The sequence below is a fragment of the Ruegeria sp. BJ5 genome (assembly GCF_056537865.1).
Window position 1 is genome coordinate 31,873 of record NZ_JBQFSH010000005.1, and the last position, 24,213, is coordinate 56,085.

Sequence of the window (24,213 nt, forward strand, 5' to 3'; positions counted from 1 at the left end):
ACTTGCGTTCAGTCCGTGAACAGGTAATCAAGCTGCATGATTGACTGCGCGGTCTCCTCGGAAACCCCTAGGAACCCCGCGATCGCGGCTACGTTCTCGGCCGGGTCAGCGGTTTCGCGCAATCGGAAGAACCTCTCGATCCCGGCACCGCGCAGCTGTTCGGATTCATAGGCCAGATCGCTGCGGATCGTCGGCAAGAGGCGTTCGACGGTTGCGGCTGGGCTGTTTTCTCCGGCCAACCCGACCCTGTGGGCGTGGCCGACAAGATACGCGTCCGAATAGGTGCACTCGATTTCAAGCACATGGGTGCGCGCCTTGTCCAAGCAGAAATCCTGTACGATATCCAGACTGGCCGGATCCAGGCAGATCAGCAGCCGATCGGTCCCGAAGTGATCGTACAGCATCCGGGTGACCGCCCTGCGATGCCGGGATCGTTTGACCAGCGTGGTCTCCAAGCCCCCCAGATCGGGCAGCGGGGCGGCTTCCTCGTTAAACAGGTACTCGATGCAGGGCAGGTTGGTCTCAGAGGCGATCTGGTCGATCAGCCGCTTGGCCACATGCCACTTCTTGCAGACGACCATGTACAGATCGCGATCGGCGCCCAGCGTGTTGGCCGTCTCCCAGAAGCGGGGCGCATACCGGCGTCCCACGCGGCCACGGCCGGTCAGAAATCCGTGCAGGTTCCGTCCCTCGTTCGATATCTGGAATTCGACCCCTTCGCTGGCATAGAGCGCACCCAATTTCTGCTTCAGCAACTGCGCCTCGGGGCTGATCTTGCGGGCGAACAGGTAATCTTGCGTCAGCAGAAGGTCGTAGTGATCGTTGTAAAACGTCACCGGCATCCCGTAGTCCGAGAACATCAGGAAAGTCAGCGTGCGGTTTTCGATTTCGGTTTTGGGGATCAGGTGGCGCACGAGGGTCTGAAAGAACGTCTCGTCCGGAATCCAGGTGGTCGAGAAAAAACGGACCACGTCCCGACGCTGGCCCAGGAAATCCAGGATCATCTCGATTGTCCGGCGGCGCAGGCACCACCACTGGCTGCCGATCATGATCTGGAGATCCTCCGGGATCTCGCGGGTCAGGCCGAGACGTTTCTGGGCCTCGTAGGCGGCATAGAACAGTTTGCTCTGCGTGCGCTCGTTGAAATAGTGGCGATAGATCAGCCGGTCTTCCTTCATGCCGGTCTTGATCCAGTCGCTTTCGAAAAAGTCGTGGCTTTCGATGAAATCCTTGTCGGTTTCATCCAGAAACCGATGCGCATATTCCGCGGTCTTTATCGCCATGCAGTCGCCTGACAGCATGTAGAAATGGGTGGCTCGCGGGAAGGCGTCGACTGCGGCGTGCACCGCGTTCAGTGTGGCCTGCACCAGCGACCATTCCCCCCAGCCACATTTGATCCGCCTGGCCGCGAAGATCACATTGGGATTGCTTTTCAGGGCCGTCTGGATCCGGTCAAAATCCCGGGCGGATGCGCTGGCATCGAAATGGATGGCCATGCAGTCCCCTGCGGCCGTCAGCCGTTCGGCCTGTGCGATAATCGCATCAGGGTCTTTGTGACACAGCAGAATGTAGGCGATCTTGGCCATTGGCGTTGCATGAAGTCCGTTACTGCCCGGTTCCAACCGTGATACTGAGGATGAGCGATTGAATAAACAGAATATTTTTGCTTCTCTGGCGTCAAAAGCTGGCGCATCACCTTGAGACTCGGCCGGCTAAGGAGGCATGGCAGATGGGATTTCCCGGTACATGGATGACCGAAAGCGAAAGCATGGTCTATCGCGTGGTGCCCAAATGCGCCTGCTCGACCATCGGGCAGATCATGTATTACTCGGATCACGGTCGGTTCTTTGACGGCGATATCCACGACGCCAAAGACGGGATGCACAAATGGGCGTTTGACCACAGCCAGGATGTGATCTCGGCCAATGTGCGCGGACACAAGTCGTTCGCGTTCACCTGCGTGCGCAACCCCTACACGCGGATCCTCAGCTCGTTCTTCGACAAGATCTGCGGGATCCAGCGCAACGGGAAACGGTACCGTGGCAATCTGGTGCCGACGCTGATCTACAATTACGGTATCGAGGTCGGGGGCGAGGACGGCAAGGGCGAATTCGACCAGATCGCCAGTTTCCGCCGGTTTCTTCTGTTTGCCCGCGACACGATCCGTTGGCGGCGGCCAATGGACCCGGACATTCACTGGTCGGCCATGTCGGGGCATGTGTCGACCTTCATCGTGAATGGCGGGCGCTACGACCGGATTTTCTGGACCGAAAAATTCAATGACGGGATGCAAGGCGTGCTGGACGCGCTGGAAACCCCGCATCCCGTGACCCTGTCCGAGATCCCGCGCTTCAACGAATCCGAAGGCCACGGCCCCAAACGTGCGCATCCTGTCGAGGATTATTTCGACGACCTTTCGATGCACTTGGTCTACGAAATCTACAAGCAGGATTTCGAACTGTTCAAATACGATTTCGAGAACCCGGCCAACAAGATGCCGACAGGTGAAATCGACTTGGATGAGATTCACGCCAAATTGGGTGACTGACCCAACTTTCCGGAGTGCTCCCGCCCATCGTCGATGTCTCTGACGAGACATCTCCTCTGGTTGGGCCGGGCGCCGCGCACAGCGCGGCGCCCGGCCCAAGACTGAAGGAGGCAGCGGCGCAGCCGATGGGTCCTGTCAGGCGCGGGAGCACTTCGGTTTCAGGCAACGGACCGGCCCGCATGACGCGGGCCGTCAGCGTTCAGACCTGACGCACCGCGCCTTTTGCAGCGCTGGTGGCCAGCTTGGCATAGGCCTTCAGTGCTGTGGACACCTTGCGCTTGCGCGGTGCAGCGGGAACCCAACCTTTTTCGTCCTGGACTTCCCGGCGGGCTGCCAGCTCTTCGTCGGACACGGCCAGGTGGATCGAGCGGTTTGGGATGTCGATTTCGATCGTGTCCCCGTTCTGCACCAGACCGATCTCACCGCCTTCGGCCGCCTCGGGCGAGACGTGCCCGATCGACAGACCCGAAGTGCCGCCCGAGAAGCGACCGTCGGTCAGCAGCGCGCAGGCTTTGCCCAGACCTTTGGATTTCAGGTACGAGGTCGGGTACAGCATCTCTTGCATACCAGGCCCGCCGCGTGGGCCTTCATACCGGATCACGACCACGTCGCCTTCCTTGACCTTGCCAGTCAGGATGTCGTTCACCGCCTGGTCCTGACTTTCGCAGACATAGGCGGTTCCGGTGAATTTCAGGATGTTCTCATCCACACCTGCGGTCTTCACGATGCAGCCGTCGCGCGCGATGTTGCCGAACAGAACAGCCAGACCGCCATCCTGACTGAACGCATGGTCCTTGGACCGGATCACGCCGTTTGCCCGGTCGGTGTCCAGTTCCTTGTAGCGGTTCGACTGGCTGAACGCCTGGGTCGTGCGCACGCCACCGGGGGCGGCCTTGAACAGATCTTGCGCTTTGGGGTTGTTGGTCACCGTGATGTCCCAGTTGGCGATGGCCTCGGCCATGCTGGCCGAATGCACCGTGCAGCAGTCGTCATGCAGCAGGCCGGCGCGGCTCAGCTCACCCAGGATCGAGAAGATGCCACCCGCGCGATGCACATCCTCCATGTGGACGTTTTCGGTGTTGGGCGCGACCTTGCACAGGCAGGGCACCTTGCGGCTCAGCCGATCCATGTCGGACATGGTGAAATCCACCCCGCCCTCATGCGCGATGGCCAGCAGGTGCAGCACCGTGTTGGTCGAGCCGCCCATGGCGATGTCCAGGCTCATGGCGTTTTCGAAGGCCTCGAAGGTCGCGATCTCGCGCGGGAGGAAGCCTTTCTCGTTCAGCTCGTAGTGACGCTTGGTGATCTCGACGATGCGGCGCCCGGCTTCCAGGAACAGCTCCTTGCGGTCGGCATGGGTGGCCAGGGTCGAGCCATTGCCCGGCAGCGCCAGACCCAGCGCCTCGGCCAGGCAGTTCATCGAGTTCGCAGTGAACATGCCCGAGCACGATCCGCAGGTGGGGCAGGCGTTTTCTTCGATATGCTTGACCTGCTCGTCGGTGTACTTGTCATCGGCGGCGGCGACCATGGCATCGACCAGGTCGATCTTCTTCACATCCAGATCGGCGATGTCGATCTTGCCGGCCTCCATCGGGCCGCCCGAGACGAAGATGGCCGGGATGTTCAGCCGCATTGCCGCCATCAGCATGCCCGGGGTGATCTTGTCGCAGTTCGAGATGCAGACCATCGCATCGGCGCAGTGTGCGTTGACCATGTATTCGACGCTGTCGGCGATGATCTCGCGCGAGGGCAGCGAATACAGCATCCCGTCATGGCCCATGGCGATCCCGTCATCGACGGCGATGGTGTTGAACTCTTTGGCTACACCGCCAGCGGCCTCGACCTCGCGGGCGACCATCTGACCCAGATCCTTGAGGTGGACGTGCCCTGGCACGAATTGCGTGAACGAGTTGACGATGGCGATGATCGGCTTGCCGAAATCGTCGTCGCCCATCCCGGTGGCGCGCCACAGGCCACGGGCACCGGCCATGTTGCGGCCATGGGTCGAAGTTCTGGATCGGTACATTGGCATGATGCTGTTTCCCTTTTGCCCGGTTGCAAAACCAGTGTTGCGTGCGTTATAGCGCACGTAACACATGTGCGTTATAACGCACAAGGTAAATCGCGGGACATGACCATGGAATCGGACGACATCACCCTGAAACTCAGAGACGTCCGGGCAGCATCGGGGCTGAGCCTGGCCAAAGCGGCCGAGTTGACCGGAGTCAGCAAGGCCATGTTGGGTCAGATCGAACGCGGCGAATCAAGCCCCACCATCGCGACGCTGTGGAAGATCGCCAAGGGGTTCCAGATGCCGCTGAGCGCGCTGATCGGCACCAGCGCCCTGCGCGATCCAGCGGACGCGGCCCGGTTCCGCACCGTGACCTTTCCGGGCAGTCTGAAGGTCAAGATCGTCTTTCCCTTCGACCCGGTTCTGGGGGCCGAGACCTTTCACGTCGAACTGGACCGCAACCAATGCCACGAATCCCCCGCCCATGCCGCCGGCGTGACCGAGGAAGTCTTTGTGCTGAGCGGCGCGCTCGAGGTGCTGCGGAACGGCGAATGGGTGCCGTTGAGCGCGGGCCAGGGGTTGCGCTTTTCGGCCGATCTGCCGCATGGCTATCGCGCCGGGCCCGAGGGCGCGGCGTTTCTGAACATGCATCACTACGGACACCGGTCCGCGACCGCCGCGGCCGGTTGATACGGCAGAAGGAGATGACCCGATGACGGAATTCCTGAACGGCCTGACGTTGGCCGATGGCATCGGGTCCTTCGGGGCGCTGATCGTGGTCGCGGCTTATTTCGCCACCCAGATGCGGATGATGAATTCTGACGATCTGGCGTTTCCGGTCGTCAACCTGGTGGGGTCGGTTCTGATCGTCTATTCGCTGCTGCAGAACTTCAACCTGGCCTCGATGCTGATCGAAAGTTTCTGGATCGCCATCAGCTTGATCGGCATCATCCAGCATTTCCGCCTGCGACGGGCGCGATAGGGCCGCAGGGACCCGATCCAGCCTTGAACCCGCACCCTTGCGCGTATAGGGAAATCCCTGCGCGTAAAGGGGAGGCTTTGATGCTGGACGATCCAAAAACCCTGGTTTCCACCGAGTGGCTTGCCGCCCACCTCAAGGACCCGGATCTGCGGATTCTCGACGCCTCGTGGTACCTGCCGCAGCAGGGGCGCGACGCCCGCGCCGAATACGAGGCCGGACATATTCCTGGCGCGCGGTTCTTCGACATCGACGAGATCTCGGACCACCGCTCGGACCTGCCGCACATGGCGCCTCCGGTCGAGAAATTCATGTCGCGCCTGCGCGCGATGGGTGTCGGCGATGGCCATCAGGTCGTTGTCTATGACGGCGCGGGCCTGTTCTCGGCGGCGCGGGTCTGGTGGTTGTTCCGCCTGATGGGGCAGGAGAACATCGCCGTTCTGGACGGCGGCCTTCCCAAATGGGTCGCCGAAGGGCGCGAAATCGAGGATCTGCCCCCTGTCATCCGCGATCGCCACATGACCGTGCGCGTGCAGAACCACCTGGTCCGCGACGTGACCCAGGTCTCAGCCGCCGCCAAGCTGGCCGATCACGAAATCATCGATGCCCGCGCCGCCGACCGTTTTGCCGGATCCCAGCCTGAACCGCGCGAGGGTTTGCGGGCGGGGCACATCCCCGGTTCGCGCAACGTGCCGTTCGGACAGTTGCTGAATGCCGATGGCACCATGAAATCGCCCGAGGACTGCCGCGCGGTGTTCGAAGCCGCAGGCGTCGATCTGTCGAAACCCGCCATCACCACCTGCGGGTCAGGCGTGACCGCCGCGATCCTCAGCCTTGCGCTCGAGCGCATGGGCAAGAAAGACCATTCGCTTTATGACGGCAGCTGGGCCGAATGGGGCGCCTTCCCGACCCTGCCCGTCGCAACCGGAGACTCCTGATGTTCGAAAATCTCAAGCCGCAGCCAGCCGACAAGATCCTGGCCCTGATGCAGATGTATCGCGAGGACCCGCGCGAGCAGAGGATTGATCTGGGTGTCGGCGTCTACAAAGACGCCAATGGAGTGACCCCGGTGATGCGCGCGGTCAAGGCCGCCGAGCACCGCATCTGGGAAGAACAGCAGACCAAGGCCTATACCGGGCTGGCCGGTGACCCGGCCTATGCCGATGCGATGATCACGCTGATTCTGGGCACCAGCGTGGCGCGCGCCAATATCGCCGCCGTGGCCACCCCGGGCGGCACAGGCGCCTGCCGGCAAGCGTTCGAGCTGATCCGCATGGCCAACCCCTCGGCCCGGGTGTTCGTGTCGAACCCGACCTGGCCGAACCACATCTCGATCCTGAACTACCTGGGCATCGAAACCGTCGCCTACCGCTATTTTGACGAGGAAACCCGTGGCGTCGATTTCGACGGCATGATCGAGGACCTCAAGACCGCCAAGGCCGGCGACGTGGTGCTGCTGCATGGCTGCTGCCACAACCCGACCGGCGCCAACCTGAACATGGTCCAGTGGCAAGAAGTGGTGAACCTGATCAACGACCGCGGCCTGGTGGCGATGATCGACATCGCCTATCAGGGCTTTGGCGACGGTCTGAACGAGGATGCGCAGGCGACCCGGCTTGTCGCTTCGTCGGTCAAGGAATGCCTGATCGCGGCGTCCTGCTCGAAGAATTTTGGTGTCTATCGCGAGCGGACCGGTCTGCTGATGGCCATCAGCGCCGATGCGGGCCAGACCGCGCTGAACCAGGGCACGCTGGCGTTTCTGAACCGCCAGAACTACTCGTTCCCGCCGGATCACGGCGCACGCGTGGTGACCACGATCCTGATGGATGAGGGTCTGCGCGCCGACTGGATGGCCGAACTGGAGGAGGTTCGCCTGTCGATGCTCGGCCTGCGCCGCCAACTGGCGGACGAGCTGCAGCGGCTGAGCGGATCGGACCGGTTCGGGTTCTTGGCCCAGCACCGCGGCATGTTCTCGCGCCTGGGCGCCGCGCCCGAACTGGTCGAGAAACTGCGGGTTGAGCACGGCATCTACATGGTCGGCGACAGCCGTATGAACATCGCCGGGTTGAATGAGGCCACCGTGCCGATCCTGGCCAAGGCCATCATCGACGTCGGCGTCTGAGGTTAGGCATTTCAAAAAAGAAACCCGGGCACGAATGCCCGGGTTTTTTGTTTGGATTGAAAGGGGCTCAGCCCTTCGAGAACTCGGGATAGGCTTCCATGCCCAGCTCGCCCATGTCGAGGCCGTTGATCTCTTCTTCCTCGCCAACCCGCAGGCCGACGGTGGCTTTGAGGATCGAGAACAGGATGTAGCTGACCACGAAGACGAAGATCCCGATGGCCGCAAAGCCGATGATCTGGGTCACGAAGGACGCGTCCCCATTGGTCCAAGCCACGATGAAGGTGCCCCAGAAGCCCGCGATCAGGTGAACCGGGATGGCGCCGACCACGTCGTCGATCTTCATCTTGTCCAGCAGCGGCACGGTGTAGACCACGATCACGCCACCGATACCGCCGATGATCAGCGCCTGGAACAGCGACGGTGCCAGCGGTTCGGCGGTGATCGATACCAGCCCGGCCAGCGCACCATTCAGCACCATTGTCAGGTCGACCTTGCCGTACATCACCTGGGTGAGGATCAGGGCAGCGACTGCGCCGGCGGCGGCGGCCATGTTGGTGTTGGCGAAGATACGGCTGATGTCAGCCATGTCGCCGATCGTGCCCATGGCCAGCTGCGAGCCGCCATTGAAGCCGAACCAGCCCAGCCACAGGATGAACGTACCCAGGGTGGCAAGCGCCAGGTTCGAGCCGGGGATCGGAACGACCTTGCCGTCCTTGCTGTACTTGCCGATCCGGGGGCCCAGCACGATGGCACCGGCCAGCGCGGCAAAGCCACCTGCGGCGTGCACCAGGGTCGAGCCTGCGAAATCGCTGAAGCCCATTTCGGACAGCCAGCCGCCGCCCCACTGCCACGATGCTTCGATCGGGTAGATGACACCGGTCAGGACGATCACGAAGATGAAGAAGGGCCACAGCTTGACCCGCTCGGCCATGGTGCCCGACACGATCGAGGCAGTGGTGGCGCAGAACATCAGCTGGAAGAAGAAGTCCGAACCGACCGACGCATAGGACAGATCGGTTTCGACGCCATCAAGGCCAACCGGTTCCAGCGAGGTGGGCGAGAAGGCGCCCAGAATGCCGGTGATGGTCCAGCCGTCGCCCGGATACATCAGGTTGAAGCCAACCAGCCAGTACATGATGGCGGCAAAGGAAAACAGGCCGATGTTCTTGACCAGCTGCATGGCCACGTTCTTGGAGCGCACCAGACCGGCCTCGAGCATGGCAAAGCCCGCGGCCATCCAGAACACCAGGAAGCCGCCCATCAGGAACAGCAGCGAGGTCAGGATATATTGCGTATGCTGCGCGGTTTCGCCGGTTGCGGCGGCCTCCTGCGCCAGGCCCATCTGCGGCAGCGCGACGATCGCGGCGGCAGGGATGAGGGATTTCATCAGGTTCATGTTCAGTCCTCGAATGATTGTCGGTCGCGGCGCCTTACAGCGCCTCTTCGTTGAGTTCCCCGGTCCGCACGCGCAGGGCCTGCTCGACATCGAGGACAAAGATCTTGCCGTCGCCGATCTTGCCGGTCTTGGCGGTTTTGGTGATGGTTTCGACGATCTGGTCGGTCATCGCGGCGGGCACCACGATTTCCAGCTTGATCTTGGGCACGAAGTTCACCGCGTATTCGGCGCCCCGATAGATTTCGGTGTGACCGGATTGCGAGCCGAAGCCCTTGATCTCGGTCACCATCATGCCGCGCACGCCCGCCTCGGTCAGTGCCTCGCGCACCTCCTCGAGCTTGAACGGCTTGATTGTCGCAATGATCAGTTTCACGTCTTTCCCCTCTTCTGTTCCGGTGGGTCCGGCTTTGCACCTGCAGAAAAAGAGCCCGACATGGCCGCTCAAGGAACGATTTCGGCAAAAAGACGCTGGGGAAGAGGGGCAAAGTTGCACATTTTTTGCACAAAAGCGGCAAAGTGATTAAAAAATACGCAAGTGTGAGAGGGAAATTCGCGCTATTTCACACCTCTACATAGGCGCGACAGCACGGTATGGTGCCACAAAAGCAAAAACGGGCAGAGTTTGAGCATGACTGAGTCCAAGCGTCGAAAACCGCTGGTGGCGGACAAACGGTATCCGTCCGGAGGCCGCAAGACCTCGTCTGCCAAGCGGACGGCGAAACCGGCGGGCAAGAAGGCGACGGCGCGCAAGACTACGACCCGAAAGACCAGCCGCAAGCCCCGGCGCAAACGTTCGGGAGGCGGGCAGGGCGGCTTCTTTCGCCGGCTGTTCCGCTGGATAGGGCGCCTGATCTGGGGGCTGACCTGGCGAGTGGGTACGATAGCCGCGCTGCTGCTGGCGCTTGCCGTTGGGGTTGTGTACTCAACCCTTCCCGAGGTCGATGCCCTGCTGGACGGGCGCGCACGCGGGTCGGTCACGCTGCTGGACCGGGACGGCAAGGTCTTTGCCTGGCGCGGGGATCAGTTCGGCGGCGTTATCACCACCGACACCGTGTCGCCGCATCTGAAAAATGCGGTTGTCGCGACCGAGGACAAGCGGTTTTACCGTCACTTCGGCGTAAGCCCGCGCGGCATTGCCAGTGCGGTGAAGATCAACCTGTCCGAGGGGCGTGGCCCACTGTCGGGGCATGGCGGTTCGACCATCACCCAGCAAACGGCCAAGCTGCTGTGTCTGGGCGTGCCGTACGATCCGACCGAGTGGGAATCGGAAGCGGCATACGAGGCTGACTGCCGCCAGGGGTCGCTGTGGCGCAAGGCCAAGGAAGCGATCTACGCGATGGCGATGGAGGTCAAATACTCCAAGGATGAGATCCTGACCATCTATCTGAACCGGGCGTTTCTGGGGGCCGGGGCCCGCGGGTTCGAGGCGGCCAGCCAGCGCTATTTCGGCAAGTCCGCGGCCGAGGTGGATCCGGCCGAGGCGGCGATGCTGGCGGGGCTGCTGGTTGCGCCCACGCGCTATGCACCCACCAACAACCTGCAACGCTCGCAGGACCGGGCCAAGGTGGTCATCAGCCTGATGGAGGATCAGGGTCACCTGACCACGTCACAGGCAACTGCGGCCCGCAACAACCCGGCCGAGCTGTCCGAGGCCGCCGCCGCCCGCGCCGGGGGCTATTTTGCCGACTGGGTCATGGCCAGCGGCCCCGAGTTCTTTACCCGCAACACCACCGAGGACGTGGTTATCAAGACCACGCTGGACCAGCGGATCCAGCAGGCGGCCGAGGCGGCGCTGAAACAGGTGTTCGACGAAAAGGTCAGCGAAGGCTCGAAAGCGCAGGCCGCGATCGTGGTGATGTCGGCCGATGGTGCGGTCCGGGCCATGGTGGGCGGACGCAAGACCAAGGTGTCGGGCGCGTTCAACCGCGCGACGCAGGCGCTGCGCCAGACCGGGTCTTCGTTCAAGCCCTTCGTCTATGCCACCGCTCTGGAACTGGGCTATTCGCCATTGGCCACGGTGGTGGACGAACCCTATTGCATCGACATCCCGGGGTCCGGCCAGTGGTGCCCAAAGAATTACACCAATAAGTTCTACGGCCGCGTGACCCTGGCGGATGCGCTCAAGAACTCGCTGAACATCCCAGCCGTCAAGGTGGCCGAGGTTGCCGGGCTGGACAATGTGCGCACGGTGGCTAGCGGGTTCGGGATCGAAAGCGATCTGGCGGCGGGCCCTGCGCTGGCGCTGGGCGCCTCGGAAAGCACGCTGATCGAAATGACTGGCGCCTATGCCGGTATCCTGAATGGTGGCTCGTCCGTGGAGCCGTACGGCCTGACCGAGTTGAAACTGCTGGGTGATGATGCCCCGATGATGGTGACAACGACCGGGATTGGCGAGCGAGTGATCCGAGACGAAGCTGCCAAGCAACTGACCTGGATGATGGAACGCGTGGTATCCGAGGGAACTGGACAACGCGCCAAGTTGCCGGGATGGCAGGTTGCAGGCAAAACAGGCACGACCCAGGCCGCCCGGGATGCATGGTTCATCGGCTTTACCGCGGACTATGTGGCCGGTGTCTGGATGGGCTATGACGACAACACACCGTTGTCGGGCGTGACCGGCGGTGGGCTGCCAGCCGAGATTTGGAAGGAAACCATGGTGCGGGTCACCGAAGGTATGACTCCGACCCCTCTGCCGATGCTGGCTCCGGCCGCTCCGGTCCAGACGACTCAGCAATCCCAGCCACGCCGCAGGCAGCAGGGTGGCTTTGCCAAGGCCGTCGACAGTCTTTTGAAGGATCTCTTTGGCGGCAATTAGACCGCAGATGATCAGACGGGCGGCGCTGGGCGCCGCCCGGATCGGTCGTTACAGGCTTTCGTCCAGCGCGGCGACGATCGCATCGCCCATTTCGCTGGTCGAAACCGGCTGAACGCCTTCTTCGGCCAGCAGATCAGCCGTGCGGACACCATCGGCCAGAACCTTTTCGACCGCCGCTTCCAGACGATCGGCCTCGGCGCCTTGGTCAAAGCTGTAGCGCAGCGCCATTGCAAAGCTGAGGATACAGGCGATCGGGTTGGCCTTGCCCTGGCCGGCGATGTCGGGGGCCGAGCCGTGGACGGGCTCGTACAGCGCCTTGGGCCGGCCATTGGCCATCGGTGCGCCCAGCGAGGCCGAGGGCAGCATGCCCAGCGATCCGGTCAGCATTGCAGCGCAATCCGACAGGATGTCGCCGAACAGGTTGTCGGTCAGGATTACGTCGAACTGCTTGGGTGCGCGCACCAGCTGCATGGCGCCGTTGTCGGCATACATATGGCTCAGCTCGACCTCGGGATAGTCCTGGCCCACGCGGGTCACCACCTCGCGCCACAGGATGCCCGATTCCATCACGTTGGCCTTCTCCATCGAGCACAGCTTCTTGTTGCGGCGCATCGCCAGTTCAAAGGCCGAGCGCGCGGCGCGTTCGATCTCGGATTCGGTGTAGCGCTGGGTGTTGATGCCCACGCGCTCGTTGCCTTCCTCGAAGATGCCGCGCGGCTCACCGAAATAGACGCCCGAGGTCAGTTCGCGCACGATCATGATATCGAGGCCGGCGACCACGTCCTTTTTGAGCGACGAGAAATCGGCCAGCGCGTCAAAGCACTGGGCCGGGCGCAGGTTCGAATACAGGTCCATCTCCTTGCGCAGGCGCAGCAGGCCGCGCTCGGGCTTCACGCTGAAATCCAGATCGTCGTAATTCGGGCCGCCCACGGCGCCCAGCAGAACCGCGTCGACCTCTTGCGCCTTGGCCATCGTCTCGTCCGACAGGGGCTTGCCGTGCGCGTCATAGGCGGCACCGCCGACCAGATCCTCGCTCACGTCGAATTCAAGGCCGCGCTTGGCGCCGAACCAGCCGATGATCTTGCGCACTTCGGCCATGACTTCGGGGCCAATTCCGTCTCCGGGCAGGATGAGGAGCGAGGGGTTGGACATGAACGGTCTCCTTGCGTTTTTCAGCATCGGGCCTAGCGTTTGCGGTGCATCTGGTCAATGAGGCGATCTGGTCAAAATGCGCGGATTCTGGGCCGTACGGCGCGAAAAACGCCGCTGAACATGCGCCTGGCACCCGATCTGGGTTACAAGCTGGCTTTCAGCCCTTCTGCCAGAAGGTCCCAGACCCGGCGAATGCGCGGTGTCTGCCGCATGGCCTGCGGCGCAGCCAGCCAGACCGGCAGGACCGGGATGTCCACACCCAACGGCAGAATTTCGACCGCAGGATCAGCCTGGGCCACTTGAACCTGGCTGAAACCGATGCCGCAACCCGCACGGATCAACTCCCAATAGGCGCTTTGAAGGTCGCAACGGGTGGCAAAGTTTTCCTTGCTGGCAGGCCAACCCTTGGCCTGCATCTTCGAGATGATCAGGTCGTTGGAGTCGAATCCCACCAGGTCATGCTGAAACAACTCTTCGGGGGTGGTTGGACGACCGGCACGGTCCAGATACGACCGGGCTGCGCAGAAACACAACGGTACGTCGCCCAGATGCCGGGTCACGATATCGACCTGCTCGGGGCGATACATGCGAACTGCGATATCAGCTTCGCGGAACAGCAGGTTCTCGCTGATGTCGGTGGCGACCAGTTCCAGCTGGATCGAAGGTTCTTGCCTGCGGATGTCCGCCAGAATGGGCGGCAGGATATGGTGCGATGCGAAGACCGACGCGGTGATGCGGACCGTACCGCCCAGCTGTTGCGACTGCCCGGCGGCGGCCAGGCTCAGCTGACGCATGGCCGCGTGCATCTGTTGCGCCATCGGCAGCAATTGCTGGCCGGCGGCGCTGAGCTTCAGGCCTCGCGCATGGCGATCGAACAGCGACACGCCCAAATCCGTCTCGAGCGCCTGCACCTGGCGACCAAGCGTCGGTTGACTGCGCCCCAGTTCCCGCGCGGCCGCCGACAACGATCCCGTTTCCGCAACTGCCAGAAAGCTCTGCACCAAAGACCAATCAGAAAGAGCCAAGGTTTTATCCATGCGCAGATGAATACATGCTCTGCGTTTTTCGGCAATTCCCAAAGGTGCGTGAATGGATATCTTTTGTTTAACCGCCAGGGCTGACAGGAGGTCGAGATGACGGGAAGGGTGCTGATCCTGGGATCTTCGGGGCGTTTTGGCCGCAATGCCGCAGACGCGTTTCAAGCGGCCGGATGGACGGTGCGGGGATTTGACCGCGCGAGGGATGATCTGTCCACCGCCGCCAGAGGCACGGATGTCATCGTGAATGGCTGGAACCCGCCATACACCGAGTGGGCGCGGCAGGTGCCGGAGTTGCATGCTCAGGTCATCGGTGCGGCACAGGCAACCGGGGCGACCGTGATCGTGCCCGGGAACGTCTATGTTTTCGGGGCCGACACGCCCGGGCCGTGGGCGGCAGATACGCCGCATCTTGCAACCAACCCTCTGGGCCAGATTCGGATCCGGATGGAGGAGGCCTATCGGTCGTCGGGCGTGCGCACTGTGATACTGCGCGCCGGGGATTTCCTCGACACGCAAGCCTCTGGCAATTGGTTCGACCAGATCATGATCAAGCCGCTGGCCAAGGGGCGTTTCGTCTATCCCGGTGACCCTGACATTGCCCATGCCTGGGCCTACCTGCCGGATCTGGCCCGCGCTGCGGTTCAGTTGGCCGAGATGCGGGATGCCTTGCCGCGCTATTGCGACATTCCTTTTGCCGGATACACGCTGACCGGCCGGCAATTGGCACAGGCCTTGACGGAAGTGACCGGGGCTCCGGTGCGCCTAAGGCAGATGAACTGGTGGCCAGTTGTTCTGGCCCAGCCGTTCTGGAAACTGGCCCCGCATCTGCTTGAGATGCGCTATCTGTGGGACACGCCGCACCGCTTGGATGGCTCGTTCTTCGATTCTTTGGTCAGCGATTTCGCATCCACGCCGCTGCACGAGGCTTTGAAAACCGCTGTGCTGTCCGTGTGGCATGATAGCCCGCGAACCACAGACGTGGATCGAGTTCAGGGCCTGTCATAGGCCCGGCCGCATGTTCGGGTGTGACAGGTCAACCCAAATCAGACGATGTCGGCTGGCCTTGCGGGCCGCGGCAAGGGGCACACCGTTGGCGTCGGTCCAGTGGATGCCGGCGTCTTCAACCACCCAGTCGGCCGATGGCAGCAGATAGTCAACACGCCGTTCGCCCACCGCTTTCCAAACCACCGTTACAGCCGAGCCTGCGCCATCCACGGGTTGCGGATCCTGCAGGCTGGGGTGCTGTAACAGATCGCGTATGGCTTCATTGCGCCCCTCGCCCAGGTTCGGGTCAAGATTGGCGTCCCCGGCAATGATGAAACGACTTTTCGGGGTTGGACCCAGCCCGCCGTCAAGCAACACCGACCACAGCCGGATCTCATCGCGATTGCGCAATCCGTTGCGATCCTCAGGCCCGTCAAAGACAGGAGGGGTGGCGTGAAAGGTCATCAGGTTCAGGCGGCCTTGAGGTGTCTCCACTGGCACGATCCAATGGGCGGTCGACGACAGGCGTTGAACCGCGCGGGCCTGTTCAGACGGGAAGGGCAAACCGCCACGGGTGGGTAGCGTCGCGCCGGGCAGGTCCTTCCACAGCAGCGCCGAGAGGTCACGAACCTCATCCTTTGCGATTGGATAACGGGACAGCACGGCCAGCCCGCCATTCCCGGTGAAACGGCCCCATCCCTGGGCGTCCCCGGATCCGCCCCGTTCTCCGTCCCCGTCCAGATCAAGCGACGTCATCAGCCCCGAGTTGGGCTGGCCAGCGAAGAGATGCGGGTAATCCAGCCCTGCCGCGCGCAACCGATCAGCCAGAGCGGACAGGGCCAGGTTGTCATGGTCCCAGTCGATGCCTTGCAGGGCCAGAACATCGGGGGCAGTGGCGGTCAGAACGTCAATCACGGCCTGCACCTGGGGATCATCACGCCGAATATCCCGCAGCAGCAGGCCCGGACCTTTCCGGCCTAGCTCAGCATTGAAGCTGGCAACGCGCACTGGCTCTGCCTGCGCCGCAAACGGCAGCAACAGCAGAACAAGAATACGGATCATGCGGTTTGGGTCGTCTCGGCGGTCGAGTAGGCGCGGCGTTTTTCCACGATCAGCCCGGCAATGCGCAGGGTTGCCATCCCGCGCATGATCATGCTGGCCGGCAGGAAGGCCCACGCGCTCATGGTCCAGATCAGCGTCTGCGGATTGGACAACGACAGCGGATCAATGAAATCCGTGAGCAGCTTGATCAGGGCCGGAATCAGGAACGGCAGCAGAACGCCGACCGAGATGTTCAGTCGACCGTCGCGCTGCAGGCGAGTCACCACGTCTCCACCCTTGGTGGGGTCGAACAGGGGCAGGTTGGTCCAGACATTGAACGCCCCATTGCCAGTGGGCCATCCACGCAGTTTGACCGCGTAGGCGAAGCTGGCGATCGTGACCAAAGCGGCGACATAGGCGACACTTGCCGTTATGCGCACCAACTCGACCAGGGGTTGGCTCGCGTCAGCAGGCAGCATCAACACCACCAGGCGGACAGGCGAATAGGGGAAGTCGACGACATTCGCGACGGCCAGACCGACCGAATACACGGTGCTGGTCAGTTCCGTCGGCGCATAGGCGTTCTTGCAGATCAAGGTCAGAAACGAGATCATCGACATCAGGCCGACAAAGCGCAGTCTGTTCACGGGCGGCGCATCGCGGAATTCGATAAAGCTGGGAAAGGCCGAGTTGTATTCGGCGAATGTCAGGATGAATGCTAGGATTGCCAGAAAGACAACGATCTCGGTCCCGTTGGACGTAGATGCGGGCAGATACAATGCGGGTGTCAGCACCAGAAGTGCCACCAACAATCCCCGTATCGCAGCCCCTGTTGTGCGAGCAATCACTATCCGAACCCTTTCCAAACCGGACCAGTCGATTCTTTGCCGACTTGGTTCCAACTTGATGCCCGCCAATCTCGATATTTGGCGGATGCCCCTTTAGCGCCATCATTGGCGATAAGCGGCATTTCGCTCAAGCCGAGGTGCAGAAAACACGTGATTTCGGGCAAAAAGATGGCGAAACTGGTGCGGCTTTGCATCATTCACGTCGCAAATTCGACGTGTAATGGAAATGGTTCTCTACATGTTGTGGTTGCTTTGACTTTAACCCCAAGAATGCGAACGGGGCCGCCTTGGCGACCCCGTCAGGTTGAGTATCCACAGGTTCTTCCCCAGAATCACACCCAGGGGCGCGCCTGGCTGGCATGGGACTCGAACGAGTCGATGTGGTGATCTTTTTCCATCGTCAGGCCGATATCGTCCAGACCGTTCAGCAGGCAATGCTTGCGGTGCGGGTCGATATCAAACTCGATCACGACGCCGTCCGAGGTGACGATCTGCTGATCTTCCAGATGCACGGTCATGCGCGCGTTCTCGCCCTTGTGGGCATCCTCCATCAGCATGACGTGGTGGTGTTCTTCGACCACAATGGGCAGGATGCCGTTCTTGAAGCAGTTGTTGAAAAAGATATCGGCGAAGCTGGTCGAGATGACCACCTTGATACCGAAATCCTTGATCGCCCAAGGCGCGTGTTCCCGAGATGAGCCGCATCCGAAGTTGTCGCCGGCCACCAGAATCTCGGCGTTGCGATAAGCGGGTTTGTTCAAGACGAACTCTTCGTTTTCGCGCCCGTCATCGTGATAGCGCATCTCGTCGAACAGCACGACGCCGAGGCCGGACCGTTTGATCGTTTTCAGGTGCACCTTGGGAATGATCATATCGGTGTCGATATTGATCAGGGGCATGGGGGCTGCCACACCGTGGACTTTTTCAAACTTTTCCATGTTCACACTCCTGCGGGAGAGGTCAGGCCCCATGCCCCGCGTTTCAAGCTTGTTGAGCTTCTGTAGTTTCGTCTTTGGGCGCGTTCTTGACGAAGAACGCCATGAAGACCAACCCGAACCCGTTGAACAGCATCTCGATGCCCAGCAGGATACCCAGAAGGCTCAGCAAAGCGGCAGGTTCGCTGCTTGCATAAGACCAGATGATGCCTGCCAGGATGATCGACAAGATGCCCGAGATCAGGGTTGGCCAGAAAAATGACGTGCCTCGCATCTGAAACGAGAGAATGATCCGTGCGATCCCGCCTGCCATGAACAGGATAAGCACGACTGTTGCCAGCGTCAGAGTGCCCGCCAGCGGATGGTCCAGAAACGACCAGCCCAGGAACAGCATGACCGCACCCATGATGAAGGCCAGGATCTTGTTGCCGGTTCCTTCGACGGTGAAACCGCCGACGACTTGCAGAACGCCGGATACCAGCAAAAGGACGCCGGTGACCACGGTCACTGCCACGGATGCCACAACCGGTGCGCCCAGCACGAATATGCCGAACACGATCGATAGAAGCCCCATCAGGAGCCATTTGACCCATTCACTCATTTCAGTCTCTCCCTCAAATATCTAGATATGAGGGGACCTTACATCAATTCGCGCACATCTGTCAGCTTTCCCGTGATTGCCGCAGCGGCAGCCATCGCGGGGCTCAGCAGATGGGTGCGTCCGCCGCGGCCCTGACGGCCCTCGAAATTGCGGTTCGAGGTGGCGGCGCAACGCTCGCCCGGGGTCAGCTGGTCGGGGTTCATGGCCAGGCACATCGAGCAGCCCGCAAGACGCCATTCGAACCCGGCCTGCTTGAATATCTCGGCAATACCTTCCTCTTCGGCCTGGGCGCGGACGAGGCCCGAGCCGGGCACGACCATGGCGCGGATGCCGTCCTTGATCTTTTTGCCCTTCAGGATCTCGGCGGCGGCGCGCAGATCCTCGATCCGGCCGTTGGTGCAGGAACCGATGAAAACCGTGTCGATTTCGATGTCGCTCAGTTTCTGACCCGGCTGCAGACCCATGTATTCGATCGAGCGGCGCGCGGCCTCGACCTTGCCGCCCTCGAAATCCTCGGGGTTGGGCACGGTCGCGGTGATCGGCAGAACGTCTTCGGGGCTGGTGCCCCAAGTGACCACGGGGGCGATGTCCTCGCCACGGATGGTGACGACCTTGTCCCAATGGGCGTCGTCATCGGAATAGAGCGTCTTCCACCAGGCCAGGGCGGCCTCCCACTGCGCGCCCTTGGGAGCGTGCGGGCGGCCCTTGACGTATTCGAACGTCTTTTCGTCCGGCGCGATCAGGCCGGCGCGGGCGCCGCCCTCGATGGCCATGTTGCAGACGGTCATGCGGCCTTCCATCGACAGGTCGCGGATCGCTTCGCCGCAATATTCGATCACATAGCCGGTGCCGCCGGCGGTGCCGGTTTCGCCGATCACGGCCAGAGTGATGTCCTTGGCGGTCACGCCCGGCTGCAGTTTGCCGGTGATCTCGACCTTCATGTTCTTGGACTTTTTCTGGATCAGAGTCTGGGTGGCCAGAACATGCTCGACCTCGGAGGTGCCGATGCCGTGGGCCAGCGCGCCGAACGCGCCGTGGGTGGCGGTGTGGCTGTCGCCGCAGACCACGGTCATGCCCGGCAGGGTCCAGCCCTGTTCGGGGCCGACGATGTGGACGATGCCCTGACGGATATCATTCACCGGGTAGTAGTGAATGCCGAATTCGCGGGCGTTCTTGTCCAGTGCTTCGACCTGGATGCGCGATTCGGGGTTCTCGATTCCGTTCACGCGGTCGGGCGTGGTGGGCACGTTGTGGTCCGGCACGGCGATGGTCTTTTCCGGCGCGCGCACCTTGCGGCCCGCCATGCGCAGGCCTTCGAAGGCCTGCGGGCTGGTCACTTCGTGCACCAGGTGGCGGTCGATATAAAGAAGGCAGGTGCCATCGTCGGCTTCGTGCACGACATGGGCATCCCAGATCTTGTCATAGAGTGTTTTGGGGGACATCGGTCCTCTCCCGTCTGTATTGAGAAATGCTGGCGAGTGGCTGGGCGCCGATTATAGGCGGGCCAGAACCGTGCGGGCGGCCCCGAAGAACCGTTCACGCAGGCGCGCGCGGTCTTGCAGGTTGGGAGCAGGGGCCTGATGGAATCTCATGCGATCCAGATATATCGCGCCCCCTCGTCAATCAAGGCTCAATCCGCGTCCCACGACAGGTCGGTGGGCCTTGCAAGCCGCCACATTGCTGTTCAATCTGGCGGCAGGAGACGCGCATGGACAATGATTTGATCCCAAGTTCGATTTCAGAACTGTTCGACAACATGGCCGAGGCCTTTCTGTTGCAGCTTGGGAACCTGGTCGAGTTGATCGTGACTCCGGGGTGGCGGCAGTATCAGATCGCCATCATCCTGGGGCTGGTGGCGCTGTCCTTCCTTTTGACACTGCTGACAAAAGGCCGGTGGGAAGCCTGGGCACGGGCGCGCAGTGGATGGCCCAAATGGCGGTTGCGGGTTCTGGTTCAGCTGATGCAGCGGATGACGCTGGTCTACTTCGTCGTGCTGGCCTGGGGCGTCTATCTGGTGATGCAGCAGGTAACCTGGCCATCGCGCAGTTACATCATCGGTGTTCTGGCAACGCTGGCAACCGCGTGGCTTGCGATCGCGCTGATTTCGCGACTGGTCCGCAACCGGACGATTCGGCGCATCTTCCGCTGGTCGATGTGGATCTACGCCACGCTGGTCGCGCTGAGTCTGACCGATGACGTCGCCGAGTTCCTGGACGGCGTGGCGATTTCGATCGGCAGCCTTCACATCTCGGTATTGGGGATTCTCAAGGCCATTCTGCTGATCGGCACGTTGTTGGTGCTGGCGCGGCTCGGCACCCGGGCGGCGGAACGCGGGCTGAAAAGCAATGACGACATCTCGCCCTCGATGCAGGTGCTGCTGGCCAAGGGGATCCAGGTGGCGCTGTACGGGCTGGTCTTTCTGGTCGGGATCCGGACGCTGGGATTCGACCTGACCGGGATCGCGCTGTTGTCCGGTGCGGTTGGCGTGGGCATCGGCTTCGGCCTGCAGAAGGTCGTGTCGAACCTGATCTCGGGGATCATCATCCTGATGGACCGGTCGATCAAGCCGGGCGACGTGATCTCGCTGGGCGATACGTTCGGTTGGATCAACGCGCTGGGCGCCCGCTACGTCTCGGTCGTTACCCGCGACGGGCGCGAATACCTGATCCCGAACGAGGATCTGATTACCGGGCAGGTGGTGAACTGGTCCCATTCCGACGAGTTCGTCCGCCTCGATCTGACCTTCGGCACCAGCTACGGCGACGACCCGCACAAGGTGCGCGAGACCGCCGTGCGAACGGTGAAATCAGTCAAACGCGTTCTGAGCGGCGGCAAGCACGAACCGGTCTGCCACATCACCGGGTTCGGCGACAGCAGCGTCGATTACGTGCTGCGGTTCTGGATCCGGGACCCGACGGCCGGCCTGACCAACATCCGCGGCAATGTCTATCTGGCGCTGTGGGATGCCTTCCAGGCCGAGGGCATTTCGATTCCCTTCCCGCAGCGCGAAGTGCGCCTGCTGGGGCAGGGCGCCACCGACACCTCTGTGCCACATCTGGACACGGATTGATCAACCCCGTGCCATCAACGGTTGCCGTTCATTGAAATGTTGCAATTGCCTTGCTACCTTAATAGTACCCCGGCGCCGGGGTTACGCGGCGCTTTAGCAAGGAGGACCATGTCCTGTCTCTACACACACAGGCGGGTTTGCCCGCCGATGAAGGGGCCGCTGTGATGGCCCGCTCTCAGTCAATCAGCGACAAGCTGCTTGAACGCATCCTTTCCTCACTTTCCGATGACAAGGCCGAAGATGTTGTGCAGATCAACCTGCAGGGCAAGTCTTCGGTGGCCGACTACATGGTCATCGCTTCGGGCCGGTCGACGCGTCAGGTGTCGGCGATGGCGGAAAAGCTGACGGATCGCATCAAGCAGGAATTCGGTTTCACCTCGAAGGTCGAAGGCAAGGATGCCGGCGACTGGGTGCTGATCGATACGGGCGACGTGATCGTCCATATCTTCCGCCCCGAAGTGCGCGAATTCTACCAGCTGGAAAAGATGTGGTTGCCTCAGGGCGGCAGCGCCTCGGCCAACTGAGGCGCCATCCCGGCCCGTATTGAAGGGCCGGCGGCGAGAGCGACATGCGTATCAGCATTTGTGCGGTCGGGCGATTGCGTGCCGGACCGGAGAAGACCCTGCTTGACGACTATCTGACCCGTTTCGACCGGACCGGCCGCGGCCTGGGCCTGGGGCCTGCGCGCGTGATCGAGGTCGAAGACAAGAAGAACGCCGGTATGGGCGCCGAGGCCAGCTTGCTGCGCAAGGCGATGCCCACTGGGGCGGTGATCTGCACATTGGACGAGCGGGGAAAGGTGATGTCGTCACCCGATTTCGCGCAGAAACTGGCCGGGTGGCGTGACATGGGCCGGCAGGATCTGGCCTTTGTCATCGGTGGTGCCGACGGGATCGACCCGGCGCTGCGGGCTGAGGCTGATTTTTCGATTTCTTTCGGCGCGATGGTCTGGCCGCATATGCTGGTCCGGGTGATGCTGTCGGAACAACTCTATCGTGCCGCGACGATCCTGTCGGGCGGCCCGTACCATCGGGCCTGACCGCCGTGGCCCGTCTGCTGATCGTCTACCATTCCCGCACCGGCGGCAGCCGGCAGATGGCCGAGGCGGCCGCACAGGCGGCCAGCGCCGAGGCCGAGATCAGCCTGAAGCCCGCCGAGCAGGCCGGGACCGACGATCTGTTGGCGGCCGACGGATACATCTTTTGCGCGCCCGAGAACCTCGCGGCGCTGTCAGGCGTCATGAAGGACTTCTTCGACCTATGCTACTATCCGGTTCTGGGCCGGATCGAGGGGCGGCCCTATGCGCAGATGATCTGCGCCGGGTCCGACGGTCAGAACGCGGCGCGGCAACTGGCACGCATCGCCACCGGTTGGCGTTTGAAAGAGGTGCAGCCGCCCCTCATCGTCTGCACCCATGCCCAGACGCCTGAGGCGATATTGGCGGAAAAGACCATCCCCGAGGATGAACTGGACAAATGTCGCGAGATCGGCGCGGCGCTGGGCGCCGGGTTGTCGCTGGGCGTGTTCTGACGATCAGTCCAGAGCCACAAGCGTGGTGTCCGCGTTCCAACCATCGACACTGCACCGGGCCTGTACCTGAACCTGACTCGCGCCTTCGGGGATCGCGACCCCGCCCAGCGATCGGGTAAAGGGCTGCTCGGTCTCGTGCGGGTGATGCAGCACCCGCATCCCCAGCTCGGTCCCGTCCATCGCCAGAACACGCCAGCCATCGGCATAGTGGTCCCACCCGGTATCGGGATGGCGGATGGCCACGTCGAATCGCCAGGTCTCGCCCGTGCGCGTCGCGGTGACATTTTCGACCGTCGGCGGGTCGGCGAGGGCCGGGGCGGCCAGAAACAGGCAGGGGATCAGGTGTCGCATTTCGCCAGTCTAGGATCTGATCGGGCGGGGCGCGATCACGACTGCGTGTCCGGCGGCAGGCTCAGCAGGATCGCGCGGGAATGCGAGGCAAACTCGCGCCGGTACAGGACTCCCAGCGTCAGAAGCGTGCCGATGATCAAAGTGATCGGGCCCAGTATCCACGCCAGCGAGGCCAGCGCGAAATAGGTGGCGCGCAGGGCACGGTTGAAGCTGCGCGCGGCGGTCACGCAGATCTCGGCCGCCTGCGCCGCGCGGGGATAGGCCTGCGGATCTTCGGGGTCGTTGGGCACCGCCGCCATCAGCACCGCGCAGTAGCCGAACAACCGATGCGCCCAGACGTATTTCAGAAAGGCATTCGACAGAAACAGCAACACGATCAGGATCTTGACCTCCCACACCATGGCAGGTGCGCTGCCGATGGCCAGATCCTTGGCTACGCCCGACAGTCGCTCGGTATTGCCCAGAAGGGCCAGCCCGCCCCCGATGGCGATCATCGTGGTCGAGGCAAAAAACGTACTGCCCTGACGCATCGTGCCCACGACCTGGGCGTCGAACATGCGGGGCTGACGGGTCACCATTTCGCGCATCCAGCAGCGGCGGAATTCGTCCATCATCACCGCGACCGAGCGCTTGCCCGGCGCGGGGTTCTCGATCCGCCATCCGATCCATTGCCAGGCGATCAGCAACAGCAGGACGGCGGCGTAGTCCAAGGGTGAAAACAGCAGGGCGCGTTCGGTCAGTGTCATGGCGCGACAGTACGTCCGACGAAGGCAACTTGCCAGATGCAGAA

The 24,213-nt window shown here is 62.2% G+C and carries 24 protein-coding genes; 11 read left to right on the forward strand and 13 right to left on the reverse strand.

All coding sequences use genetic code 11. The features are described from left to right. Nucleotides 1–8: 8 nt before the first annotated feature. Nucleotides 9–1,586, reverse strand: coding sequence for a DUF5928 domain-containing protein (locus ACR0NY_RS15580; RefSeq protein WP_170369972.1), 1,578 nt, complete (start codon nt 1,584–1,586; stop codon nt 9–11). A gap of 143 nt (nt 1,587–1,729) precedes the next feature. Here ACR0NY_RS15580 and ACR0NY_RS15585 point away from each other — a divergent pair, with 143 nt between their 5' ends. After that, nucleotides 1,730–2,548, forward strand: a complete 819-nt coding sequence (locus ACR0NY_RS15585) for a sulfotransferase family protein (RefSeq protein ID WP_170367498.1) — start codon at nt 1,730–1,732, stop codon at nt 2,546–2,548. Between the two features lie 199 nt (nt 2,549–2,747). Here the strand turns inward: ACR0NY_RS15585 and ilvD are convergent, their stop codons facing one another. Continuing rightward, on the reverse strand, nt 2,748–4,580 hold the full coding sequence (ilvD, locus tag ACR0NY_RS15590) for a dihydroxy-acid dehydratase (RefSeq protein ID WP_170342535.1): 1,833 nt from the start codon (nt 4,578–4,580) through the stop codon (nt 2,748–2,750). 105 nt (nt 4,581–4,685) lie between these two features. On the opposite strand from ilvD, the gene ACR0NY_RS15595 reads away from it, so the two are divergent. The 4 genes from ACR0NY_RS15595 (at nt 4,686) to ACR0NY_RS15610 (ending at nt 7,660) form a co-directional block, all read left to right on the forward strand. Then, nucleotides 4,686–5,249, forward strand: coding sequence for a helix-turn-helix domain-containing protein (locus ACR0NY_RS15595; protein WP_170342533.1), 564 nt, complete (start codon nt 4,686–4,688; stop codon nt 5,247–5,249). Between the two features lie 22 nt (nt 5,250–5,271). Then, nucleotides 5,272–5,541 (forward strand): CBU_0592 family membrane protein, encoded by a 270-nt coding sequence (locus tag ACR0NY_RS15600; RefSeq protein ID WP_170342531.1) that lies wholly within the window; start codon nt 5,272–5,274, stop codon nt 5,539–5,541. 80 nt (nt 5,542–5,621) lie between these two features. Continuing rightward, nucleotides 5,622–6,476: a 3-mercaptopyruvate sulfurtransferase gene (sseA, locus tag ACR0NY_RS15605; RefSeq protein WP_170365657.1), complete on the forward strand. Its 855-nt coding sequence runs from the start codon at nt 5,622–5,624 to the stop codon at nt 6,474–6,476. Then, nucleotides 6,476–7,660, forward strand: coding sequence for an amino acid aminotransferase (locus tag ACR0NY_RS15610; protein WP_170369970.1), 1,185 nt, complete (start codon nt 6,476–6,478; stop codon nt 7,658–7,660). The genes sseA and ACR0NY_RS15610 overlap by 1 nt, the downstream gene beginning before the upstream one ends. A 67-nt stretch (nt 7,661–7,727) precedes the next feature. Here ACR0NY_RS15610 and ACR0NY_RS15615 read toward each other — a convergent pair whose 3' ends face one another. Both ACR0NY_RS15615 and ACR0NY_RS15620 read right to left on the reverse strand, forming a co-directional pair. Then, nucleotides 7,728–9,056 carry an ammonium transporter gene (locus tag ACR0NY_RS15615; RefSeq protein ID WP_093963690.1) on the reverse strand — a complete coding sequence of 443 codons (1,329 nt, stop codon included), beginning with the start codon at nt 9,054–9,056 and terminating at the stop codon, nt 7,728–7,730. 34 nt (nt 9,057–9,090) lie between these two features. Then, nucleotides 9,091–9,429, reverse strand: a complete 339-nt coding sequence (locus tag ACR0NY_RS15620) for a P-II family nitrogen regulator (protein ID WP_093963790.1) — start codon at nt 9,427–9,429, stop codon at nt 9,091–9,093. A 255-nt stretch (nt 9,430–9,684) separates the two neighbouring features. On the opposite strand from ACR0NY_RS15620, the gene ACR0NY_RS15625 reads away from it, so the two are divergent. Further along, entirely contained in the window at nt 9,685–11,871 is a 2,187-nt protein-coding gene (locus ACR0NY_RS15625) for a transglycosylase domain-containing protein (RefSeq protein ID WP_170369968.1), read from the forward strand. A gap of 48 nt (nt 11,872–11,919) precedes the next feature. On the opposite strand, the gene leuB is transcribed toward ACR0NY_RS15625, so the two are convergent. Both leuB and ACR0NY_RS15635 read right to left on the reverse strand, forming a co-directional pair. Continuing rightward, complete coding sequence (gene leuB / locus ACR0NY_RS15630; RefSeq protein ID WP_170369966.1) at nt 11,920–13,023, reverse strand: 3-isopropylmalate dehydrogenase; 1,104 nt, start codon at nt 13,021–13,023, stop codon at nt 11,920–11,922. Nucleotides 13,024–13,166: 143 nt separating this feature from the next. Then, the gene (locus ACR0NY_RS15635; RefSeq protein ID WP_170369965.1) at nt 13,167–14,060 is read right to left on the reverse strand and encodes a LysR family transcriptional regulator; all 894 of its coding nucleotides are present in this window, start codon (nt 14,058–14,060) and stop codon (nt 13,167–13,169) included. A gap of 96 nt (nt 14,061–14,156) precedes the next feature. Between ACR0NY_RS15635 and ACR0NY_RS15640 the strand changes: the two genes are divergently transcribed. After that, nucleotides 14,157–15,068 (forward strand): Rossmann-fold NAD(P)-binding domain-containing protein, encoded by a 912-nt coding sequence (locus tag ACR0NY_RS15640; protein ID WP_170369963.1) that lies wholly within the window; start codon nt 14,157–14,159, stop codon nt 15,066–15,068. Here ACR0NY_RS15640 and ACR0NY_RS15645 read toward each other — a convergent pair. The 5 genes from ACR0NY_RS15645 to leuC form a co-directional block, all read right to left on the reverse strand. Beyond that, on the reverse strand, nt 15,063–16,109 hold the full coding sequence (locus tag ACR0NY_RS15645; RefSeq protein ID WP_170369961.1) for an endonuclease/exonuclease/phosphatase family protein: 1,047 nt from the start codon (nt 16,107–16,109) through the stop codon (nt 15,063–15,065). The two genes, ACR0NY_RS15640 and ACR0NY_RS15645, sit on opposite strands and share 6 nt — an antisense overlap. After that, a complete protein-coding gene (locus ACR0NY_RS15650; protein WP_093963685.1) occupies nt 16,106–16,936 on the reverse strand; it encodes a hypothetical protein in 831 nt (276 codons plus the stop codon). The genes ACR0NY_RS15645 and ACR0NY_RS15650 overlap by 4 nt, the downstream gene beginning before the upstream one ends. Before the next feature lie 332 nt (nt 16,937–17,268). Further along, nucleotides 17,269–17,874 (reverse strand): 3-isopropylmalate dehydratase small subunit, encoded by a 606-nt coding sequence (gene leuD / locus ACR0NY_RS15655; RefSeq protein WP_170342515.1) that lies wholly within the window; start codon nt 17,872–17,874, stop codon nt 17,269–17,271. A 43-nt stretch (nt 17,875–17,917) separates the two neighbouring features. Beyond that, a complete protein-coding gene (locus ACR0NY_RS15660; RefSeq protein ID WP_093963682.1) occupies nt 17,918–18,472 on the reverse strand; it encodes an HdeD family acid-resistance protein in 555 nt (184 codons plus the stop codon). Between the two features lie 38 nt (nt 18,473–18,510). Continuing rightward, nucleotides 18,511–19,914, reverse strand: a complete 1,404-nt coding sequence (gene leuC, locus ACR0NY_RS15665; RefSeq protein WP_170342514.1) for a 3-isopropylmalate dehydratase large subunit — start codon at nt 19,912–19,914, stop codon at nt 18,511–18,513. A gap of 266 nt (nt 19,915–20,180) precedes the next feature. On the opposite strand from leuC, the gene ACR0NY_RS15670 reads away from it, so the two are divergent. The 4 genes from ACR0NY_RS15670 (at nt 20,181) to ACR0NY_RS15685 (ending at nt 23,072) form a co-directional block, all read left to right on the forward strand. Next, entirely contained in the window at nt 20,181–21,542 is a 1,362-nt protein-coding gene (locus ACR0NY_RS15670; RefSeq protein ID WP_170369959.1) for a mechanosensitive ion channel family protein, read from the forward strand. A gap of 164 nt (nt 21,543–21,706) precedes the next feature. Beyond that, on the forward strand, nt 21,707–22,066 hold the full coding sequence (gene rsfS, locus ACR0NY_RS15675) for a ribosome silencing factor (RefSeq protein ID WP_093963679.1): 360 nt from the start codon (nt 21,707–21,709) through the stop codon (nt 22,064–22,066). Between the two features lie 44 nt (nt 22,067–22,110). Further along, on the forward strand, nt 22,111–22,581 hold the full coding sequence (gene rlmH, locus ACR0NY_RS15680; RefSeq protein ID WP_170342510.1) for a 23S rRNA (pseudouridine(1915)-N(3))-methyltransferase RlmH: 471 nt from the start codon (nt 22,111–22,113) through the stop codon (nt 22,579–22,581). Between the two features lie 5 nt (nt 22,582–22,586). Beyond that, nucleotides 22,587–23,072: a flavodoxin family protein gene (locus ACR0NY_RS15685; RefSeq protein WP_170369958.1), complete on the forward strand. Its 486-nt coding sequence runs from the start codon at nt 22,587–22,589 to the stop codon at nt 23,070–23,072. Nucleotides 23,073–23,075: 3 nt separating this feature from the next. On the opposite strand, the gene ACR0NY_RS15690 is transcribed toward ACR0NY_RS15685, so the two are convergent. After that, nucleotides 23,076–23,423 (reverse strand): hypothetical protein, encoded by a 348-nt coding sequence (locus ACR0NY_RS15690; protein ID WP_170342506.1) that lies wholly within the window; start codon nt 23,421–23,423, stop codon nt 23,076–23,078. A gap of 35 nt (nt 23,424–23,458) precedes the next feature. After that, nucleotides 23,459–24,169: a DUF599 domain-containing protein gene (locus ACR0NY_RS15695; RefSeq protein WP_170369956.1), complete on the reverse strand. Its 711-nt coding sequence runs from the start codon at nt 24,167–24,169 to the stop codon at nt 23,459–23,461. Between the last annotated feature and the right edge of the window lie 44 nt (nt 24,170–24,213).

Bases quoted from the DNA above. Each gene is read 5' to 3' on its own strand.
- ACR0NY_RS15580 (WP_170369972.1), bottom strand. From the start codon at position 1,586: ATGGCCAAGATCGCCTACATTCTGCTGTGTCACAAAGACCCTGATGCG.
- ACR0NY_RS15585 (WP_170367498.1), top strand. From the start codon at position 1,730: ATGGGATTTCCCGGTACATGGATGACCGAAAGCGAAAGCATGGTCTAT.
- ilvD (WP_170342535.1), bottom strand. From the start codon at position 4,580: ATGCCAATGTACCGATCCAGAACTTCGACCCATGGCCGCAACATGGCC.
- ACR0NY_RS15595 (WP_170342533.1), top strand. From the start codon at position 4,686: ATGGAATCGGACGACATCACCCTGAAACTCAGAGACGTCCGGGCAGCA.
- ACR0NY_RS15600 (WP_170342531.1), top strand. From the start codon at position 5,272: ATGACGGAATTCCTGAACGGCCTGACGTTGGCCGATGGCATCGGGTCC.
- sseA (WP_170365657.1), top strand. From the start codon at position 5,622: ATGCTGGACGATCCAAAAACCCTGGTTTCCACCGAGTGGCTTGCCGCC.
- ACR0NY_RS15610 (WP_170369970.1), top strand. From the start codon at position 6,476: ATGTTCGAAAATCTCAAGCCGCAGCCAGCCGACAAGATCCTGGCCCTG.
- ACR0NY_RS15615 (WP_093963690.1), bottom strand. From the start codon at position 9,056: ATGAACCTGATGAAATCCCTCATCCCTGCCGCCGCGATCGTCGCGCTG.
- ACR0NY_RS15625 (WP_170369968.1), top strand. From the start codon at position 9,685: ATGACTGAGTCCAAGCGTCGAAAACCGCTGGTGGCGGACAAACGGTAT.
- leuB (WP_170369966.1), bottom strand. From the start codon at position 13,023: ATGTCCAACCCCTCGCTCCTCATCCTGCCCGGAGACGGAATTGGCCCC.
- ACR0NY_RS15635 (WP_170369965.1), bottom strand. From the start codon at position 14,060: ATGGATAAAACCTTGGCTCTTTCTGATTGGTCTTTGGTGCAGAGCTTT.
- ACR0NY_RS15640 (WP_170369963.1), top strand. From the start codon at position 14,157: ATGACGGGAAGGGTGCTGATCCTGGGATCTTCGGGGCGTTTTGGCCGC.
- ACR0NY_RS15645 (WP_170369961.1), bottom strand. From the start codon at position 16,109: ATGATCCGTATTCTTGTTCTGCTGTTGCTGCCGTTTGCGGCGCAGGCA.
- leuD (WP_170342515.1), bottom strand. From the start codon at position 17,874: ATGGAAAAGTTTGAAAAAGTCCACGGTGTGGCAGCCCCCATGCCCCTG.
- ACR0NY_RS15660 (WP_093963682.1), bottom strand. From the start codon at position 18,472: ATGAGTGAATGGGTCAAATGGCTCCTGATGGGGCTTCTATCGATCGTG.
- leuC (WP_170342514.1), bottom strand. From the start codon at position 19,914: ATGTCCCCCAAAACACTCTATGACAAGATCTGGGATGCCCATGTCGTG.
- ACR0NY_RS15670 (WP_170369959.1), top strand. From the start codon at position 20,181: ATGGACAATGATTTGATCCCAAGTTCGATTTCAGAACTGTTCGACAAC.
- rsfS (WP_093963679.1), top strand. From the start codon at position 21,707: ATGGCCCGCTCTCAGTCAATCAGCGACAAGCTGCTTGAACGCATCCTT.
- rlmH (WP_170342510.1), top strand. From the start codon at position 22,111: ATGCGTATCAGCATTTGTGCGGTCGGGCGATTGCGTGCCGGACCGGAG.
- ACR0NY_RS15690 (WP_170342506.1), bottom strand. From the start codon at position 23,423: ATGCGACACCTGATCCCCTGCCTGTTTCTGGCCGCCCCGGCCCTCGCC.
- ACR0NY_RS15695 (WP_170369956.1), bottom strand. From the start codon at position 24,169: ATGACACTGACCGAACGCGCCCTGCTGTTTTCACCCTTGGACTACGCC.